Raw genomic sequence first — 16815 nt, 5'->3', positions numbered from 1 at the left:
TTCGGCGCTTCCTCATACCGGGGGATGACGAGGAGGGAGCCGGATGCGGCTAGCGTGGGGCCCGTGCCACTGCCCCGACTGCCCCGCCTGCGCACCGCCGACCTCGTGACCGCCGGACTCCTCGGCGTCGTCACCGCGATGAACCCGCACGCCTTCACCCCCGACGGCTCCGTCCTCGCCGCCGCGATCGGCCCGGACGCGGTCGTCCCCTTCTTCTGGGGGTTCACCCTCGTGTGCTGCGCGGCGATCGCGGTGCGCACGCGCCTGCCGCTGGTGTGCGTCGTCGTCGTCGAGGCGGCGCTGGCCGCCCACCTCGTCGTCTTCGAGTCCTTGTCTCTCCTGGCGGTCGGCGTGTGCCTCGTCGCCGCCGAGACCATCGGATCGAGGATCGGCCGCCCCTGGTCGTGGGCGCTGCTGGCGGTGATGGCCGTCGGATCGGCGGCGACGGTGCTGCGGGTCTCCCCGCTGTTCTCCGACGAGGTGGCGCTGTGGACGCGCCTGTTCCTCGTCCTCGCCGCCGCGTGGTCCCTCATCGGCGCCGCCTACCTGTGGGGGCTCAATCGGCGCAGGTCCCGCGACCGGGTCGAGCAGGCGGTGGCACGCGCCGAGGAGATCGCGGCGCACGCGGAGGACCGGCGCAGGCTCGCGGTCGCCGAGGAGCGCCAGCGAATCGCCCGCGACGTCCACGACGTCCTCGGGCACTCCTTGGCGGTCATCGGGATGCAGGCCGAGGGGGCCCGGGCGGTGCTCGCCGCCGATCCGGCGCGTGCCGACGGCGCCCTGGCGACCATCGGGGAGCTGAGCCGGGTGGGCGTCGACGACGTGCGGCGCCTCGTCGACGTGCTGCGCGAGGACTCCCCCGTCCCCTCGGCGACCGCCGGCGTGGACTCCGCGCCCGCGCACCGGGACGGCCAGACCGGATCCGGCGCGCATCCTCCCGCGCGAGCGGGGGCGGCCGGGCTCGTCGCCCTCGTCGACCGGGTCCGCTCGGCGGGCGTCGACGTGCGCCTGCGCGTCGACGCCGAGGCCGCCGTCCCCGCAGCCGTCGACGCGGCGGCCTCGGGGATCTGCCACGAGGCGCTGACCAACGCCGTGCGCCATGGCGCCGGCCCCGTCCTCGTCGACCTGCGGGTGGACGCCGACGGGCTCGATCTGACGGTCTCCTCCGCCCCCGGGCCCCGGTCCGACGACGACGCGAGCCCCGGGCGGGTCGGGGCGGGGCTGCGGACGATGCGCGAGCGCGCCGAGGCCGTGGGGGGCGAGTGCCGATCCGCCCCCGGGCCCGACGGGCGGTGGCTCGTGCGGGCCCACCTGCCGGCCCGTCGCCCCGGCGCCGAGGGGGCGGGACGATGATCCGCATCGGCATGGCCGATGACGAGCCCCTGTTCGCCGCGGGGCTGGCGATGCTCCTCGACGCCCAGGAGGGCATGGAGGTCGTCTGGCAGGCCCGCGACGGGCACGAGGCCGTCGACTCCGCGGCCCTGTCCCCCGTCGACGTCGTCCTCCTCGACGTCCAGATGCCCGTGTGCGATGGGCTGGAGGCGACGCGGCGTCTCGTCTCCCGGGGCCTGCCCGGCAGGATCGTCATCCTGACGACCTTCGACACCGACGGCTACGTCCTCGGGGCCATCGAGGCGGGGGCCTCCGGCTTCCTCCTGAAGAACACGCCGCCGACCGCCCTCGTCGACGCGATCCGCACCGTGGCCTCCGGGGACTCGGTGATCTCCCCGGGGCCGACGCGCCGCCTGATCCGGGCGATGCGCGAGGCCCCGGCCCCGCAGGGCGCCCGGAACCGGGAGGCCGGGCGCGACCCCGTCTCCCCCGACCTGACCGACCGGGAGCTGGAGGTCCTCGGTCTCATCGCCCAGGGGCTGACGAACCAGGAGATGTGCGACCAGCTGTGGGTGTCGATGCCGACGATCAAGACCCACGTGTCGCACCTGCTCGTCAAGACGGGGGCGCGCGACCGCGTCCAACTCGTCCTGTACGCCCTGCGCACCGGCGTCGCCGACCTCGACTCGGTCCTCGCGCGGGGAGTCTGAGCGGCCGGCGGGCGCCCCGTCACCGGCTGGCGACGGCCCCCTCGGCCGGTCCCGCGACAAGCCCGGAGAACAGGCGAGGACCCGGTGACGCGGTCACCGGGTCCTGCGCGGCTCGTCTCGGCTCAGGCGTTCGGACGCTTGCCGTGGTTCGCGCCGTTCTTACGACGGTCGCGGCGCTTGCGGCCCCTCTTCGACATGTCGGCCTCCTCATCGGTCGGATTCAACCTCGCTAGTCTCGCATACGCGCGCCGCCGCGTCCACGAGCGCCCCTCGCGGGCGTCGAAGATCACTCGATCACCCGCAGGGTCGTCCTCACCGAGACGCGCGTGATCGTCTCGACGATGCGTTCGCGCAGCCCGTCGGGCGCGGGCTCCCCGTAGCAGCGGCGCAGGAGGGAGCGCACCCGCCGTTCGGCCTCCAGCGCGTCCGCGCAGTGCGGGCACCGCTCGATATGGCGGAGCATCGCCTCGCGGACCGTGGCAGACGGCCCGTCGACGCCCCCGGCGTCGACGAGGGCGCGGACCTCCTCGCACTCCTCGCAGTCGACGAGGGCGTAGAGGAGGGATTCGAACTCCTCGCACGTCATCGCCTCATTGATCGCCATCGTGCCCTCCGATTCCGTAGTCCGCGGCGAGCCCGGCCAGGGTCGCGCGCAGGGCCTTGCGCGCCCGGTGCAGCCTCGACATCACCGTGCCGATGGGGATGCCGAGGATGTCGGCGATCTGCCGGTAGGCCAGGCCCTCGACGTCGGCCATGAGGACGACCATGCGGTGCTCCTCCGACAGGGCGTCCAGGGCACGGCGCAGATCCGGGGAGGGCATCGCGTCGAGGGCCTCGACCTCGGCGGAGACGAGCCCGCGCGAGTCGTGGGAGGCCGCCTCGGCGAGCTGCCAGTCCTCGATCGCGTCCGTCGCCGCCCGCTTGGGGGAGCGCTGGGCCTTGCGGTACTGGGTGATGTACGTGTTCGTCAGGATCCGGTAGAGCCACGCCTTGATGTTCGTCCCGGGCCGGTACTGGTCGAACTTCGCGTAGGCCTTGAGGTAGGTCTCCTGGAGAAGGTCCTCGGCGTCGGCCCGGTTGCGGGTCATGCCCAGGGCCGCGCCGAAGAGCTGGTCGAGGAGGGGCAGGGCCTCGGCGGCGAAGCGCTCCTCGCGGTCGGGGCCGCTCTGGTCGGCGGGGGCGGCCGCAGTCGCGAGCGGGCCGCCGGAGTCGGTCGCGTGTCGTTTCATCGGCGACCACTGTAGCGCCCGCGGTCCGCGGTGGGCCCCGGGGCCCCTCCTCGACCGGCGCGTCCGCGGTCGTCCGCCGATGCCGGGGTGCGCTGGCATGAGTGGCGTCATACGGGTATCAACGCCCGTCCGGCGCCGTCCATTCCCCCGGTCGTGCCGGAACGGAGGCGCTCTCGGCGCCGAACGCTGGCGAAGACGAGGACGACAGTCGACAATGGGGGCATGAACATCCTCCGCGCCCTCGCCCGCCCCATGCTCGCCGCCCCCTTCATCGTCGACGGGGTCTCGGCCCTGCGCGATCCCGACGAGCACGTCGAGCGCGCCGAGCCGATCCGCCCCCTGCTCGCCCGCGCCCTGCCCGACCGGACGGTCACCGACGAGCAGCTCCGCCTGGCGACCCGGGCCCTCGGCGGTGTCACCGCCTGCGCCGGGGCTTGCTTCGCCCTCGGCAAGGCCCCGCGCGCGGCCGCCGCCGTCCTCACCGCCGTCGCCGTGCCCATGGCCCTCGTCAACAACCCCGTATGGGAGGGCGGCACCCGTGTCCAGCGCCGCGACCGCACGAATGGGCTCATCGCCCGCCTCGGCCTCGTCGGGGGGCTCGCGATCGCGTCGATGGACCGGGAGGGTCGTCCCTCCGCCGCGTGGCGGCTGGCCGCCTGGCGGGACGAGCGCAGCCGCCTGGCCGCCGCCCGGCAGAAGGAGCGCGCCCGCTACACCGACTCCTCCGTCCTCGCGTGAGGGGGCTGTGGGAGGCGCCCGTCGGCGCCCCCCTCGACGCCGTCGTCGACGTCCCCGGATCGAAGTCGCAGACCGCCCGCGCCCTGTACCTCGCCGCCGTCGCCGACTCCCCGTCGGTGATCCGCGGGGCCCTGAGAGCGCGCGACACCGACCTGCTGCGCGACGCCCTGCGCAGCCTCGGCGCGGACGTGCGGGACGACGGCGACGAGCTCCGCGTCCGCCCGATGCCGCTGCCCGCGCAGGCCGCCTCCATCGATTGCGGCCTGGCGGGCACCGTCATGCGCTTCCTGCCGCCGCTGGCGGCCCTGGGGCCCGAGCCCGTGCGCTTCGACGGGGACGAGGGCGCGCGCGTGCGGCCCCTGGCGTCCCTCCTCGACGTCCTCGAGTCGCTGGGGGCGTCCATCGACTTCGAGGGCGAGCCCGGTTTCCTCCCCCTGACGATCCGCGGGCCGCTCGCCGCCCCGCCCGGGCCCGTCGTCGTCGACGCCTCCGCCTCCTCCCAGTTCCTCTCCTCCCTCCTCCTCGTCGCCCCCCTCTTGGGCCGCGAGGTCGAGATCCGCGCGGCCGGCCCCCTCGTCTCCGCCCCGCACGTCGAGATGACGGTCGAGGCGCTGCGCGCCCGGGGCGTCGGCATCGACCCCGTCCCCGGGGCCCGGTCGAGCGCCTGGCGGGTGCGCCCCGGCCGCCCCGCGGGCGGCTCCTGGGACATCGAGCCCGACCTGTCGAACGCCGGCCCCTTCCTCGCCGCCACCGTCGTGTGCGGCGGGACCGTGACGATCCCCCGCTGGCCCGGGCGCACCACCCAGGCCGGCGACGCCTGGCGCGACCTCCTGCCGCGCCTCGGCGCCCGCCTGGACCTCACGGGCCGCGGCCTCGTCGTGCGCGGCCCGGGGGCCGGCTCCTACCCCGGCCTCGACGTCGACCTATCCGACGCGGGCGAGCTCGCCCCGACCCTCGCCGCCGTCCTCGCCCTGGCCTCCTCCCCGTCGCGCCTGACGGGCATCGCCCACCTGCGCGGTCACGAGACCGACCGACTCGCCGCCCTCGTCGCCGAGCTCCGCCGACTCGGCGCGGGCGCCGAGGAGCTCGACGACGGCCTCGTCATCCGGCCCGCCCCGATGCGCGGCACCGCCGTCCGCACGTACGCCGACCACCGGATGGCGACATTCGCCGCGATCATCGGACTGGTCGTGCCCGGCGTCCTCGTCGAGGACATCGGGACGACCGCCAAGACCCTGCCCGGATTCGCCCGGATGTGGGGGGCCATGCTCGGCCGGGGGGATGACCGTTGATGGGGCGCGACACCGGGACCGACGACCCGCGCGTGCGCGTGCGCGCCGGGAGATCCTCGCGCCCGCGGACGAAGAACCGGCCGGACTGGTCCTCCGAGCCCCTGGGCCGGGTCGTCGGCATCGACCGGGGCCGCTACCGGGTGCTCCTCGACGACGGGACGCGTGTCCAGGCGGTTCGCGCCCGGGAGCTCGGCCGCGGATCGATCATCATGGGCGACCTCGTGCGCGTCACCGGGGACCTGAGCGGCAGGGTCGACACCCTCGCCCGCGTCGTCGCCGTCGAGGAGCGGACCCGCGTGCTGCGCCGGTCCCTGGAGGACGCCCCCGATCAGCGGGGGGAGAAGGCGATCGTCGCCAACGCCGAGGTCATGTGCATCGTCGTCGCCCTGGCCGATCCCCCGCCGCGCACCGGGATGATCGACCGGTGCCTCGTCGCCGCCTACGAAGCGGGCCTCGAGCCCGTCCTGTGCCTGACGAAGGCGGATCTGGCGGATCCAGCCGCCCTGGTCGACGCCTACCGCGATTTCGACGTCCGGGTCGTCGTCACGGGTCTGGGCGCCGACAGGGAGGCGGGTCCGGGCGGCGACTCCCCCGGCCTGGACGAGGTACGCGGCCTCCTGGCCGGCCGCTTCTCGGTCCTCGTCGGTCATTCGGGGGTCGGCAAGTCGACGCTCATCAACGCGCTCGTGCCCGGCGCGGACCGCGCGGTCGGCCGCGTCAACGAGGTGACGGGGCGGGGGCGTCACACGTCGACGTCGTCGCAGGCGTTCGAGCTGCCCGGCGGCGGCTGGATCGTCGACACGCCGGGGGTCCGGTCCTTCGGGTTGGGCCACGTCGGCGTCGACGACGTCCTCGGCGTCTTCCCGGACGTGGCCGAGGCGGCGACGTGGTGCCTGCCCCTGTGCACCCACGCGGCCGACGAGGCCAGGTGCGCCCTGGACGCCTGGCGGGCCGGGGATCCGCCCTTCGAGGCGGTCGACGAACCGGAGCGGGAGCGCCGGGGCGCGCGGGCGGCGTCGGTGCGCCGCCTCCTCGACGCGGTGGCGACGGCCGAGGCGGCCTCGAAGGCGGCGCGATGACCCCGGGTCCGAGCCGGGAGGGGCCCGCTCGGCCCTGAGCCCCGCCGAGCCGCGCCCGCGCGCACCGGATCGGGCGCCTCGGCGCGATACTGTGGGGTCATGGCCGACACCCCTTACAACGACGACCTGCGCCTCGCCCACATCCTGGCGGACCAGGCGGACCGGATCACCCTCTCGCGCTTCGGTGCCGCCGACCTCGCCGTCGAGGCGAAGCCGGACCTGACGCCCGTGACCGACGCCGATCGCGCCGCCGAGGACGCGATCCGCTCCCAGTTGTCCCACACGCGCTCGCGCGACGGCGTCCTCGGCGAGGAGCGCGGGTCGACGGGATCGTCGTCGCGCCAGTGGATCATCGACCCGATCGACGGGACGAAGAACTACGTGCGGGGCGTGCCCGTGTGGGCGACGCTCATCGCCCTCGTCGACGAGGGCGAGGTCGTCGTCGGCGTCGTCTCGGCCCCGGCCCTCAAGCGCCGCTGGTGGGCGGCCAAGGGGCAGGGCGCGTGGTCGGGGACGTCCCTGTTCACCGGCAAGAGGCTGGGGGTCTCGGCCGTCGAGCGGGTGGAGGACGCCTCTTTGTCCTACTCCTCCCTCGACGGGTGGCTCCACGCCGACCGGGGGTCGCAGTTCCTCATGATGCAGTCGCGCTTCTGGAGGACCCGGGCGTTCGGCGACTTCTGGAGCTACATGCTCGTCGCCGAGGGCGCTGTCGACGCGGCCTGCGAGCCCGAGCTCGAGCTCTACGACATGGCCGCCCTCGTCCCGATCGTCACCGAGGCCGGCGGCCGGTTCACGTCGTTGACCGGGCGGGACGGCCCGTGGGGCGGGCATGCCCTGGCGACGAACGGGCGCATCCATGACGAGGTCCTCGCCGCCCTCGACTGGCCCGAGGACTGATCCGACGCCGAGGCGGGTGTCCCTTCTGCCGCCGATGGGGCGAGCGGCGATCGCGCCGGGCCCGCCTCGTCCCGTCTCCGCCCCGCGAGCCTGAGGAGGGGCCCTCCCCTCCTCCCCTCGTCACAGCGTGCGAGAGCCCCGGCTCGCTGGTCCGGGGAGGAGCGCCGCCCCGAATGCGGTGGCTCCGATGTCGAGATCGCCGCCTCATGGGCTTGGGGAGAGGGCTGGTGGCTCCTCCGGTGAGCCCATTCAATGAGCGCCCGGGGCGCCGCAGCGCGCCCCCGATCCCCGAGGCCGTCGCCAGCGGCTCGACCACGACCGTCGCCCGGATCGACTGGCCGAGGGCCGCGGTCGTCGCGATGACGATCGGAGGGGCGACGATCCGCCGGACGCAGACGCCGGCGGGGTCGGGCACACTGGTGGCATGCGGATCCTCCATACCTCCGACTGGCACCTGGGGCGGACCCTCCACGGGGCCGACCTGGGCGACGACGTCGACGCGTTCCTCGACTGGCTCGTCGGCCTCGTCGAGGCGCGCGGCGTCGACGCGATCCTCATCAGCGGGGACCTGTACGACCGCTCCGTCCCCCCTCTCGACGCCGTCGCCCGCCTCGACTCGGCCCTCGCCCGCCTGACCCGCTTGGCCCCGGTCGTCGCGACCTCGGGCAACCACGACGGGCCGGTGCGCCTCGGCGCGCTCTCGGGGTTCCTGCGCGACGAGGTGCGGATCGTCACCGATCCGGCGTCCATCGGCTCGCCCATCGAGCTGACGGGCGCCGACGGCCTCGGCGTACTCGTCTACCCCGTCCCCTATCTGGAGCCCGACGCCGTGCGCTACCTCCTGTCGGATCTCGACCCCGTCCCCGGGTCGGACGCCCCCGCGCCCCTGGGCCGATCGCATGAGGCCGTCCTGGGGGCCGCATGCCGCAGAATCGGCGCGGATCTGGCCGAGCGCCGAGCCCACGGGGACCTGCGCCCGGCGATCGCGATGGTCCACGCGTTCCTCACCGGCGCCGCCCCGTCGGACTCCGAGCGCGACATCCAGGTCGGGGGCGTCGCCTCCGCGCCGGCGGGCCTCTTCGACCTCGACGGGGGCGCCGGCCCGGGCCTGTCCTACGTCGCCGCCGGCCACCTCCACCGCCCCCAGGACGTCCCCGGCGCCCGCGTGCCCGTGCGCTACTGCGGCTCCCCCCTCGCCTACTCGTTCTCGGAGGCGGACGCCGCCAAGTCGGTGACGCTCGTCGACGTCGGCCCCTCGGGCTGCGTCGACGTGACGGTCGAGGAGATCCCCGTCCTCCACCCGGTCCGGGTCGTCGAAGGCCCGATCGAGGCCCTCCTGGCCGAGGCCCCCGACGACGCCCCCGGGGCCTACTACTCGGTGACCGTCACCGACCCCGCGCGCCCCGAAAGGATGGTCCCCCGCATCCGCGGGGCCTACCCCCGCGCCCTCGTCGTCCAGCACCGCGGATCGGCGGCCGACCCCGATGCCGCCCGCCGGATCGTCCGCGCCCAGGACCCGGTGGCCACGACCCGGGACTTCTTCGCGGCGACCGGAGGACGCGGACTCGACGACGACGAACTGGCGGTGGTCCAGGACGCCTGGACGACGATCCGAACGGGGGCCCGCGCATGAGGCTCCACCGTCTCGACATCACCGGGATCGGTCCCTTCACCGGGCACGAGTCCATCGACTTCACGGCGTTCGACCAGTCGGGGATCTTCCTCCTGCGGGGGCCCACCGGCGCCGGCAAGTCGACGATCATCGACGCGATCACCTTCGCCCTGTACGGCGACGTCGCTCGCGGGGCCGACGCATCGAAGGACCGGCTGCGCTCGACGCGCCTGACCGACTCCTCCCCCTGCGAGGCCGCCCTCGTCTTCGAGGTCCCCCGGGGCCTGTACCGGGTGTCCCGGATCCCCGCGTTCCAGCCCGAGGGGCGCAAAACGCGGCGCCAGGCGAAGGCGACGCTCACGCGCGTCGCGGAGGATGCCTCCGACCCGTCGGGCTTCCGGACGGTCGAGGCAATCGCCTCGGGCCCCAACCAGGTCGGCCCGGCCGTCACCGACCTCGTCGGGCTCAAGCAGGATCAGTTCCTCCAGACGATCGTCCTGCCCCAGGGGAAGTTCTCCCAGTTCCTCACCGCGACGTCCTCCCAGCGCGAGGAGATCCTCCGCGACGTCTTCGGCACCCACGCGTTCGTCAGGGTCCAGGAATGGTTCGTCGACCAGGCGCGCCGCTCCGGCTCCTCCGTCGAGGAGGCTCGGCGCGCCGCCGTCGACGCCTTCCGCTCGGTGATGGACTCCCCCGTGCCGGAATCCTTCCCGGTCGACGCCGTCGAGGCCCCGGGCTCCCCGGTCGACGAGGCCCCGCGGGCAGCAGGCGCGCAGCCTCCCTCCTCCGAGTCGACGGGGGGATCCGATCCCGCGGCGGCCCGGTCCGGCGCCGAGGACCCGGACCCGACGGGAGAGGACGCCGCCCCGGCCTTGGCCGCCGTCGACTCCCGCGTCGCCCGCGTCGAAGCTCTGCGCGACGCCCACGATCGGATGCTGTCCCGTGCGGGCGAGCGGGTCGAGGTCGCGCGCGCGGCCCTCGCGCGCGACCGGGACGTCGTCGAAGCGATCGGCGAGCGCCGGCGGGCCCTGGACCGTCTCGAGCGCCTCATGGAGCGCGCTGACGACATCCGGGAGCAGCGCCGAGCCCTGGACCTGGCGGCGAGGGCCCGCTCCGCGGGCGCGGCCGTCGCGGCCCTCGACCGGGCGTCGGCGTCAGTGGGATCGGCGCGCCACGGGCTCGAACTCGCGTGCGCCGATCCGGCGCTCATCAGTGCCCTGGGACAGTCCCCCGAGGCGCCGGAGGACCCCGAGGGGGCCCGTTCTCTCGCCGACCGCGCCCGGCGCGTCGGGGCGGGCGCCGCAGCCGCCCGGACCCGCATCGAGGACCTCCTCGAGGTCGAACGGGGCCTGGAGGCCCGTGAGGACGCCCTCGACGCCCTCGACGCCCGGATCGCGAACGTCGAGTCGAGGATCACGACCCACCGCGCCCAGGTGGAGGCCCTGCCCGGTCCTCTCGACCGGGCGCGCCGCGGCTTGGAGCTCCGGCGCGCGGATGCCGCCGGCCTCGTCGGCCTGCGGGCCGACCGCGAGCGACTGGACGAGCGGATCGACGCGGCCCTCCGCGCGGATCTGCTCCGCCGGGGGCTGACCGACCGGGCCGAGGCCATCACCCTGGCGGTCGCCGAGGCCAGGGTCGCCGGAGCCGCCGCAGAGGACGCCCACGACCTGTGGCTGCGATCGACCGCCGCCGATCTCGTCGCCTCCCTGGCCGACGGGTCCCCCTGCCCGGTCTGCGGGGCGACCGAGCACCCGTCCCCGGCCGCCTCCGTCGACGCGTCGATCACCCTGGATCAGGTCCGCGCCCTCGACGAGGCCCGAGCCGCGGCCGAGGACCGGCTCCGTCGGGCGAAGGCCGAGCACCGGCGCGATATCGATCAGATCACGGCCCTCAACGAACGGGCCGGAGCCGATTCCGCCTCGCTGGCGATCGAGGCCTCCTCCCTCGACGAGAGGATCGGAGTCCTCGAAGCCGTCGCCGACTCCATCCCCGAGGTCGAGCAGACGATCCGCGACGCCGAAGCCGAGCTCGACGCCCACAGGCGCGCCCTCGCCGAGGCCGAGGCCTCGCTCGCGGGGCTGCGCGCCCAGCGGGGCTCGGACCTGCGGGGCCTCGACGCCGACCGCGCGAGGGTCGCCGCGGCCCGCGGGGACGGCGACTCCCTGGCCGCCAGCGACGCCCGGTGGGCCGGTCAGCTCGTCGCCGTGAACGCCCTGACCGGGGCCCTCGACTCCTGGGAGCGGGCCCTCGCGCAGGTCCGCGCCGAGCGGGTGGCCTGCGACGAGGCCCTCGACGAGAACGGATTCCCACCCGGCGACGAGGGCATCGCGCAGGTCCGCGCCCATACGATGCCGCAGGACCGGATCGACGCCCTGGACGAAGGGATCACCGCATTCGACGCGGAGCTGCGCGACGTCCGATCGGCCCTGGCCTCCGACCGTTTGACCGCCGTCGACGGCGTCGAGGAGCCCGACGTCGAGGCCTCGGCCGCGCGCCTGCGGGACGCGGAACGGACCAGGGACGAGGCCCAACGCGGCCTCGGCGCCCTCGACCAGTGCCTGGCCTCCCTCCTGGACGGCGCGAACCGGTTCCGGGCCCGGCGCGACGATCTCGACCGCCTGCGCTCGCAGGCCGGTCCGATCCGGCGGCTGGCGGCGATCGCCTCGGCCAGCGGCCCGGAGAACCTGCTGCAGACGCCCCTGGGCGCCTGGGTCCTCGTCTCGCGCCTCGAAGAGGTCCTGGCGGCCGCCAACCCCCGCCTGGCCGAGATCTCCTCGGGGCGCTACGAGTTGGTGCCGACGTCGGACGACGGCACCCGTTCCCACCGCTCGGGACTGGGAATCGCGGTCCTCGACCACGAGACCGACAGCGTGCGTCTGACGAAGACCCTGTCGGGCGGCGAGACCTTCTACACGTCGCTGGCGCTGGCCCTCGGTCTCGCCGACGTCGTCACGGCGGAGGCCGGCGGCATCGAGTTGCGGACGGTCTTCATCGACGAGGGCTTCGGATCCCTGGACTCGCAGACCCTCCACCTCGTCATGGGTCAGCTCCACGACCTGCGCGACTCGGGGCGCACGGTCGGCCTCATCAGCCACGTCGAGGAGATGGCCGCGCAGATCCCCGATCAGGTCCGCGTCCGTCCGCTGGCCGACGGCGGCTCGACCCTGTCCGTGCGGGCCTGAGCGCTCAGAGACCGGACCGATCGGCCCGGCCCGGACCCGCCGCGCCCGCGGCCAGGCGGGCGGCCAGCTCCTGGCGCTCCTCGATGTCGTACCACTGGAGGGCGTGATCCCACAGGGCGGCGACCGCCTCATCCGCCTCGTCCTGCTCCTGGGCCCCCAGGACCCGGCGCACCTCGCCCGCGGCCTCGTCCCCGTCGACGAGGATCGCGGCGACGTCCTCCCACCGGTAGGGGCCGACCGTCGCACGGGCCACGCCCTCGACGGCGCCGCCAAGGACCGCCGGCCCGTCGACCGCCAGGATCATCCGCACGGGGGCCTCTCCGGGGCCCCCGTCGCGCAGGAGGAGCAGGGAGGCCAGGGCCGCCTCGGTCTGGGCGTCGTCCTCGAGGACTTCGACGCCCTCGGCATCGGTCCCGGCCGCGGGAGCGGCCGCCCACCCGTCGCGTGCGGGAGGGAGCTCGGCCGACAGATCGGATTGGACGACGGGGACGTAGAGGCGCATGCGGAAAGTGTGTCACACCGGATGGCGCCGGCGCGCCGGCGCATCCCATCCGAGCCCCTCGACGAGCGCCCGGGCGATCTCCTCGACGGCGGCCGCCGCGTCGGACCCGGGGGCCGAGCGGGTGACGGGGGCCGCTTCGAGGCACGACCGGACGACCGAGGGGTCCTCCGGGACGACGCGCACCGCGCTGCCGGCCAGCAGGGGGCGCAGCGCCGCCTGGATCGCATTGAGGGGGCGGGGCCCGGCTCCGGCCGTCGACACCCTGTTGACGACGACCTTGAGGTCGACACCCGACCCGTAGTCCGACCACCACGCGCGCACGTGGCCGAGACGGTGGATCCCCACAGCGTCACCGCGCACGACGCACAGGACGTCCGTGGCGCGGCGCAGGACCGCCGCCGTCAGGTCGTCGCGCGAGCCCTGGTGCCGCAGGTCGTCGGGCACGGCGTCGAGACCGACCGCGGCGACGTCGACGACGACCCAGGGGGAGGCGGTCCGCGCGGCGTCGAGGACGTCGACGAGTCCCGCCGGCCCGGCCTCGCGCCATCGATGCGGAGTCGTCAATCCGGTGACGACGTCCAGCCCCTCCCCGGCGCTCACGGCGACGCCCCCGACGTCCCGGCCCGAGACCCCGGCCCTCGAGGCTCGACGGATCAGCGCAGACAGCCCGGAGGGGTCGACGTCGAGGCCGAGCATGTGGGCGATCGACGGATTGGACGTGTCGGCGTCGACGAGGAGGGCCCCTCCGTGACGCGACAGGGCGTCGGCCAGCGCCACGGCGATCGACGAGCGCCCGGGGGCCCCGGACGTCCCCCACACGGCGATGAGACGGCCCGGCTCCCGAGACGGCTCCTCGTCGATCGTGCCGCCCTCGTCGAACGGGTCCGTCGTCGGAGCGTCGTCGTCCTGCGGTGCGGGAAGACCCTCGTGCGCCCCCCGCTCCCGCATGGACGACGCCGGCCCGGCATCGCTCCTGACGATCGCCAGAAGCGATTCGACGACCTGGTCGGGCGCCCCTGCGGCGGCGCGCGCGTCGGCGCCGCATCGGTCGGCCCGTTCGAACGCCGTCCCCGGGACGACGAGAACCACCCGCATCCCATGGCGGTGGAGGTCCTCGACGACGCGCGGGTCGAGGTCCGGGTCGGTCGCGTCGAGGACCGCCAGATCGGCGATCCGGCTGCGGGCGGCGGCGCGGATCTCCGCGAGATCGGCGCAGCGCCGGACGACGTCGAGGCTGTCGCGGTGATCGGCGAGGGCGCGGATGACGTCGGCCTCCTCCTCGGCTCCCAGGAGGACGACGACGCCGTGGATCGCGCTCATCGGCCGCCCACCGGGACGGCCGCCAGGGCCGATGCCCCGGAGACGGCGTCGAGGACCCGCCCGATCGACCCGGCGTCGACGAGGATCTCGATGCGGGGCTGACCGCGGCCCACCGAGGAGGAGTCGTCGACGACGGCCACGAGGGCGACGTCCGCGGCGACGAGCTCCGACCCGGCCGTGCCGGCACCCCCTGCCGCGCGTCCGGGGAGGGACCACAGTTCGAGGAGGTCGCCGGCCTCGACGGATCCGGGCAGGCCGTCGGCGACGGAGACGACGAGGCGCCGCATCGAGGCGTCCGCCTCCTCGGAGACGGCGGATCGGGCGACGAGCTCCCCGGCCCCGATCGACCGGGCGGCGACCGCTCCGGGCGGCAGCGCCCCCTCGGCGACGTAGGCGTCGGAGCCGGGGCGGGCCTCGACGACAACGGTGTTCGAGGAGTCGAGGACGCTGCCCTGGGCGACCGCCCGCGTCGTCATGTACAGGGCGTCCCCCGACCGGGCGTCTGCGACGAGCCACGTGCACAGCCCGATCGAGACGGCCACGAGGAGCAGGCCCCCGACCAGGCGGGGATCCCTCCACACGGGGGTCGACGCGGGGATTCTCAAGGGCCGTGGTCTGCGTTTCACGGGGTCCATGATGCACGGATCGATCCGGGAGCGGAGCGCTATCCACAATCGGATCCGAATGCCACTCGTCACCGCCCGGCCCGACCGCGCGCGCCGAGCGGCACGATCCACAGCCGACGGCACGATCCGACGGGAACCCGGGACAAGTGAGATGATAGGGGCATGGCTCCTCGATTCCTCACCCTGGCCGACGTCGCCGAGACCCTCAACCTGACGATGTCGGCGACCCGCTCGCTCGTGTCCTCCGGCGAGCTGCCGGCGATCCAGGTCGGCGGCAAGCGCGTGTGGCGGGTGGAGGAATCCGTTCTCGAGCAGTACATCCAGGATCAGTACGCCGCGGCCCGCCGGCGCCAGGCCGAGGCCGTCAACGGCCTATGACCCCCACCGGTCCCGTACGACGCCGATGCACCGCACCCCCGACAGCGTCAGCCCGATGAGGGTCCGCGCATCCCGATCGCGGCTGTCGAGGGAGCCGGCGTCGACGGACGCCTCGATCTCCAGGTGGTCGGCGTAGACCGCTGAGATCACCCCGCAATGGCGCCCGGCGTCGTGGTCGACGACCACGGGGCTGCGCCTGTCGGCGAGGGCGCGCAGGACGTGCCCGATCCCCAGCCGCCTGGCGATCACCCCCTCCCCGGGAGCCGCCGTCGCCAGCGGCCATACCGCCGAGACCGCCGAGACCGGGATCAGGCGGTCCCCCGCGTCCTCGCGGATGAGGACCCAGGAGTCCGCGGCGTCGAGGACTCGGCCTCTGACGCTCCGGCCCCCGCGGACGACGACCGTCAGCGGCCCACCCCGACCTCCCCGGATGCGCGAGCCGAGATCGACCGAGGCCCTCTCGGCGTCCGCGAGCTCGCCGACAAGCCCATCCATCTCCTCGCGCCGCCCGGCGTCGAAGCGGGAGGCGAGGTCGGCGAGGAACAGGTCCATGTCCATACGCCCCACTGTCGCATAAACAGGAACGAACCGCACCTACTTGACATCTTCAAAAAAGTATTATCAGACTTCATCCACTACGAACCGATACGATCAGAGCGAATGGAGTCGCCATGAGCACCCCCGTCACCGCATCCTTCGACGCGCCCCGCCTCGAAGCGGCCCTCTGGCTCATCGGAGCCCCCGCCCTCATCCCCCTCGTCGCCTTCGTCATCGGGACGGCCCCACTGATCTCCCCCGCCCGGCCCCAGATCGCCCTGGCCTGCCTCGTCGCCTCGGCGGTCGGGGCGCTCCTGACGTGGAACCTCCTGTGGTCCCTCGTCGCCAGGATCTGCCTGCTCCCCAGGATCCCGGCCGCCGCCTCGTCCGCCATCGCCCGCCTCGTCCTCGCCTGCGGCACGAGCGGCGCCCGCCGAGTCGTCCTGCGATCCTCCGCGGGGGCAATGGCCGGCCTGGGACTGATGGGCGCCGGCGTGACGGGGGCATGGTCCGCCCCCGCCGACTCCCCGCAGCCCCCGTCCGTCGCCCGGGTCGACGCGATCCCGGGCGCGCTCGCGCCCCACGCGCACGGCGCGCCGGACCTCGGCCTCGGCTCCCCCTTCGAACGCGAGCCGGAGGAGGCCCCGTCACGACCGCCCCGCAGCGGCGAGGAGGCGGAGGAGGCGTCCGCGCCAACGGTCCTCGTCCGCCCCGGGGACACGCTGTGGTCCCTCTGCGCCGACCTCCTGCCCGCAGGGGCCTCCGACGAGCGCATCGCCGGCGCCTGGCCGATCCTCCACCGCGCCAACGCCGAGACCATCGGCGCCGACCCGTCGCTCATCCACCCCGGCACGACCCTCGTCGTCCCCCAGGAGCTCCGATGACCGCCCTCCTCGCCCCAGCAGTCCCCCGTCACGCGCCCCGCAGCGGGCACCACCGCCCGCCCGCGCGCGAACGACGGTGCCTGCGCTGGGACCTCGACACCGACGCCAGCATCAAAACCGTCTCGAAGACGCGCACCTGGCTCGCCTCCGCCGCCCCCCAGTCGGTCGTTCCCACCCTGCCCGAACCGGGGCCCTGGGCCGCGGCGATGGCGCGGGCGATCGTCGAGGCCGTCCTCGGCATGCGCCCCACCTCCCAATTGCAACGATGGCTCGTCCCCCCGCTGCTGACGGTCGTCTCCCGCCTGCGGGTCCCCCGCGACCCGGCGGCTCCTCGGCGCTCGTGCCGTCCCACCGCCTGGCGGAGCTGCGAGATCCGCCCCGGCGTCGTCGAGGCCGCGGTCGTCGTCAGCGCCCCCGACGGCCCCCATGTCGTCGCCCTGCGGATGGAGAAGAGCCGAGGGCGGTGGATCACCACCGCCCTCGAACTGACCTAGGAG

At 74.9% G+C, this 16815-nt stretch carries 18 protein-coding genes; 11 read left to right on the top strand and 7 right to left on the bottom strand.

Annotation, left to right across the window (positions count from 1 at the left end; all coding sequences use genetic code 11):
• Positions 1–63: 63 nt before the first annotated feature.
• Both M3T53_RS03025 and M3T53_RS03020 read left to right on the top strand, forming a co-directional pair.
• Complete coding sequence (locus M3T53_RS03025; RefSeq protein WP_272432980.1) at positions 64–1353, top strand: sensor histidine kinase; 1290 nt, start codon at positions 64–66, stop codon at positions 1351–1353.
• Positions 1350–2042, top strand: coding sequence for a response regulator (locus M3T53_RS03020; protein ID WP_272432979.1), 693 nt, complete (start codon positions 1350–1352; stop codon positions 2040–2042). The genes M3T53_RS03025 and M3T53_RS03020 overlap by 4 nt, the downstream gene beginning before the upstream one ends.
• 122 nt (positions 2043–2164) lie before the next feature.
• Here M3T53_RS03020 and M3T53_RS09860 read toward each other — a convergent pair whose 3' ends face one another.
• From M3T53_RS09860 to M3T53_RS03010, 3 genes are all read right to left on the bottom strand, one after another.
• Positions 2165–2239 (bottom strand): 50S ribosomal protein bL37, encoded by a 75-nt coding sequence (locus tag M3T53_RS09860; RefSeq protein WP_370465157.1) that lies wholly within the window; start codon positions 2237–2239, stop codon positions 2165–2167.
• A gap of 89 nt (positions 2240–2328) precedes the next feature.
• Positions 2329–2646, bottom strand: coding sequence for an anti-sigma factor family protein (locus M3T53_RS03015; protein WP_334540208.1), 318 nt, complete (start codon positions 2644–2646; stop codon positions 2329–2331).
• Positions 2633–3271, bottom strand: a complete 639-nt coding sequence (locus M3T53_RS03010; RefSeq protein ID WP_272432978.1) for a sigma-70 family RNA polymerase sigma factor — start codon at positions 3269–3271, stop codon at positions 2633–2635. Before M3T53_RS03010 ends, M3T53_RS03015 begins: the two co-directional genes overlap by 14 nt.
• A gap of 222 nt (positions 3272–3493) precedes the next feature.
• On the opposite strand from M3T53_RS03010, the gene M3T53_RS03005 reads away from it, so the two are divergent.
• The 6 genes from M3T53_RS03005 (at position 3494) to M3T53_RS02980 (ending at position 12071) form a co-directional block, all read left to right on the top strand.
• Positions 3494–4009, top strand: coding sequence for a DoxX family membrane protein (locus M3T53_RS03005; RefSeq protein WP_272432977.1), 516 nt, complete (start codon positions 3494–3496; stop codon positions 4007–4009).
• On the top strand, positions 4006–5301 hold the full coding sequence (aroA, locus tag M3T53_RS03000; protein WP_272432976.1) for a 3-phosphoshikimate 1-carboxyvinyltransferase: 1296 nt from the start codon (positions 4006–4008) through the stop codon (positions 5299–5301). Before M3T53_RS03005 ends, aroA begins: the two co-directional genes overlap by 4 nt.
• Entirely contained in the window at positions 5298–6380 is a 1083-nt protein-coding gene (gene rsgA, locus M3T53_RS02995) for a ribosome small subunit-dependent GTPase A (protein ID WP_272432975.1), read from the top strand. Before aroA ends, rsgA begins: the two co-directional genes overlap by 4 nt.
• A 99-nt stretch (positions 6381–6479) precedes the next feature.
• A complete protein-coding gene (hisN, locus tag M3T53_RS02990; RefSeq protein ID WP_272432974.1) occupies positions 6480–7277 on the top strand; it encodes a histidinol-phosphatase in 798 nt (265 codons plus the stop codon).
• Positions 7278–7701: 424 nt separating this feature from the next.
• A complete protein-coding gene (locus tag M3T53_RS02985; RefSeq protein ID WP_272432973.1) occupies positions 7702–8910 on the top strand; it encodes an exonuclease SbcCD subunit D in 1209 nt (402 codons plus the stop codon).
• On the top strand, positions 8907–12071 hold the full coding sequence (locus tag M3T53_RS02980; RefSeq protein WP_272432972.1) for an AAA family ATPase: 3165 nt from the start codon (positions 8907–8909) through the stop codon (positions 12069–12071). The genes M3T53_RS02985 and M3T53_RS02980 overlap by 4 nt, the downstream gene beginning before the upstream one ends.
• A gap of 4 nt (positions 12072–12075) precedes the next feature.
• On the opposite strand, the gene M3T53_RS02975 is transcribed toward M3T53_RS02980, so the two are convergent.
• The 3 genes from M3T53_RS02975 to M3T53_RS02965 are packed head-to-tail and all read right to left on the bottom strand — an operon-like array spanning position 12076 to position 14519.
• Entirely contained in the window at positions 12076–12573 is a 498-nt protein-coding gene (locus M3T53_RS02975) for a DUF6912 family protein (protein WP_272432971.1), read from the bottom strand.
• Positions 12574–12585: 12 nt separating this feature from the next.
• Positions 12586–13893: an AAA family ATPase gene (locus M3T53_RS02970; protein WP_272432970.1), complete on the bottom strand. Its 1308-nt coding sequence runs from the start codon at positions 13891–13893 to the stop codon at positions 12586–12588.
• Positions 13890–14519 carry an SAF domain-containing protein gene (locus tag M3T53_RS02965; protein ID WP_272432969.1) on the bottom strand — a complete coding sequence of 210 codons (630 nt, stop codon included), beginning with the start codon at positions 14517–14519 and terminating at the stop codon, positions 13890–13892. The genes M3T53_RS02970 and M3T53_RS02965 overlap by 4 nt, the downstream gene beginning before the upstream one ends.
• A 162-nt stretch (positions 14520–14681) precedes the next feature.
• Between M3T53_RS02965 and M3T53_RS02960 the strand changes: the two genes are divergently transcribed.
• Positions 14682–14897, top strand: coding sequence for a helix-turn-helix domain-containing protein (locus M3T53_RS02960; protein ID WP_272432968.1), 216 nt, complete (start codon positions 14682–14684; stop codon positions 14895–14897).
• On the opposite strand, the gene M3T53_RS02955 is transcribed toward M3T53_RS02960, so the two are convergent.
• On the bottom strand, positions 14892–15455 hold the full coding sequence (locus M3T53_RS02955) for a hypothetical protein (RefSeq protein WP_272432967.1): 564 nt from the start codon (positions 15453–15455) through the stop codon (positions 14892–14894). The genes M3T53_RS02960 and M3T53_RS02955 overlap by 6 nt on opposite strands.
• A 113-nt stretch (positions 15456–15568) precedes the next feature.
• On the opposite strand from M3T53_RS02955, the gene M3T53_RS02950 reads away from it, so the two are divergent.
• Together M3T53_RS02950 and M3T53_RS02945 are read left to right on the top strand one after the other, a co-directional pair.
• Positions 15569–16318: a LysM peptidoglycan-binding domain-containing protein gene (locus tag M3T53_RS02950; protein ID WP_272432966.1), complete on the top strand. Its 750-nt coding sequence runs from the start codon at positions 15569–15571 to the stop codon at positions 16316–16318.
• On the top strand, positions 16315–16812 hold the full coding sequence (locus M3T53_RS02945) for an Rv3235 family protein (RefSeq protein WP_272432965.1): 498 nt from the start codon (positions 16315–16317) through the stop codon (positions 16810–16812). The genes M3T53_RS02950 and M3T53_RS02945 overlap by 4 nt, the downstream gene beginning before the upstream one ends.
• Positions 16813–16815: the final 3 nt, after the last annotated feature.

This window comes from Actinomyces sp. B33, from assembly GCF_028437565.1.
Lineage (GTDB): Bacteria > Actinomycetota > Actinomycetes > Actinomycetales > Actinomycetaceae > Pauljensenia.
This window is presented reverse-complemented; position numbering and strand designations above follow the sequence as displayed.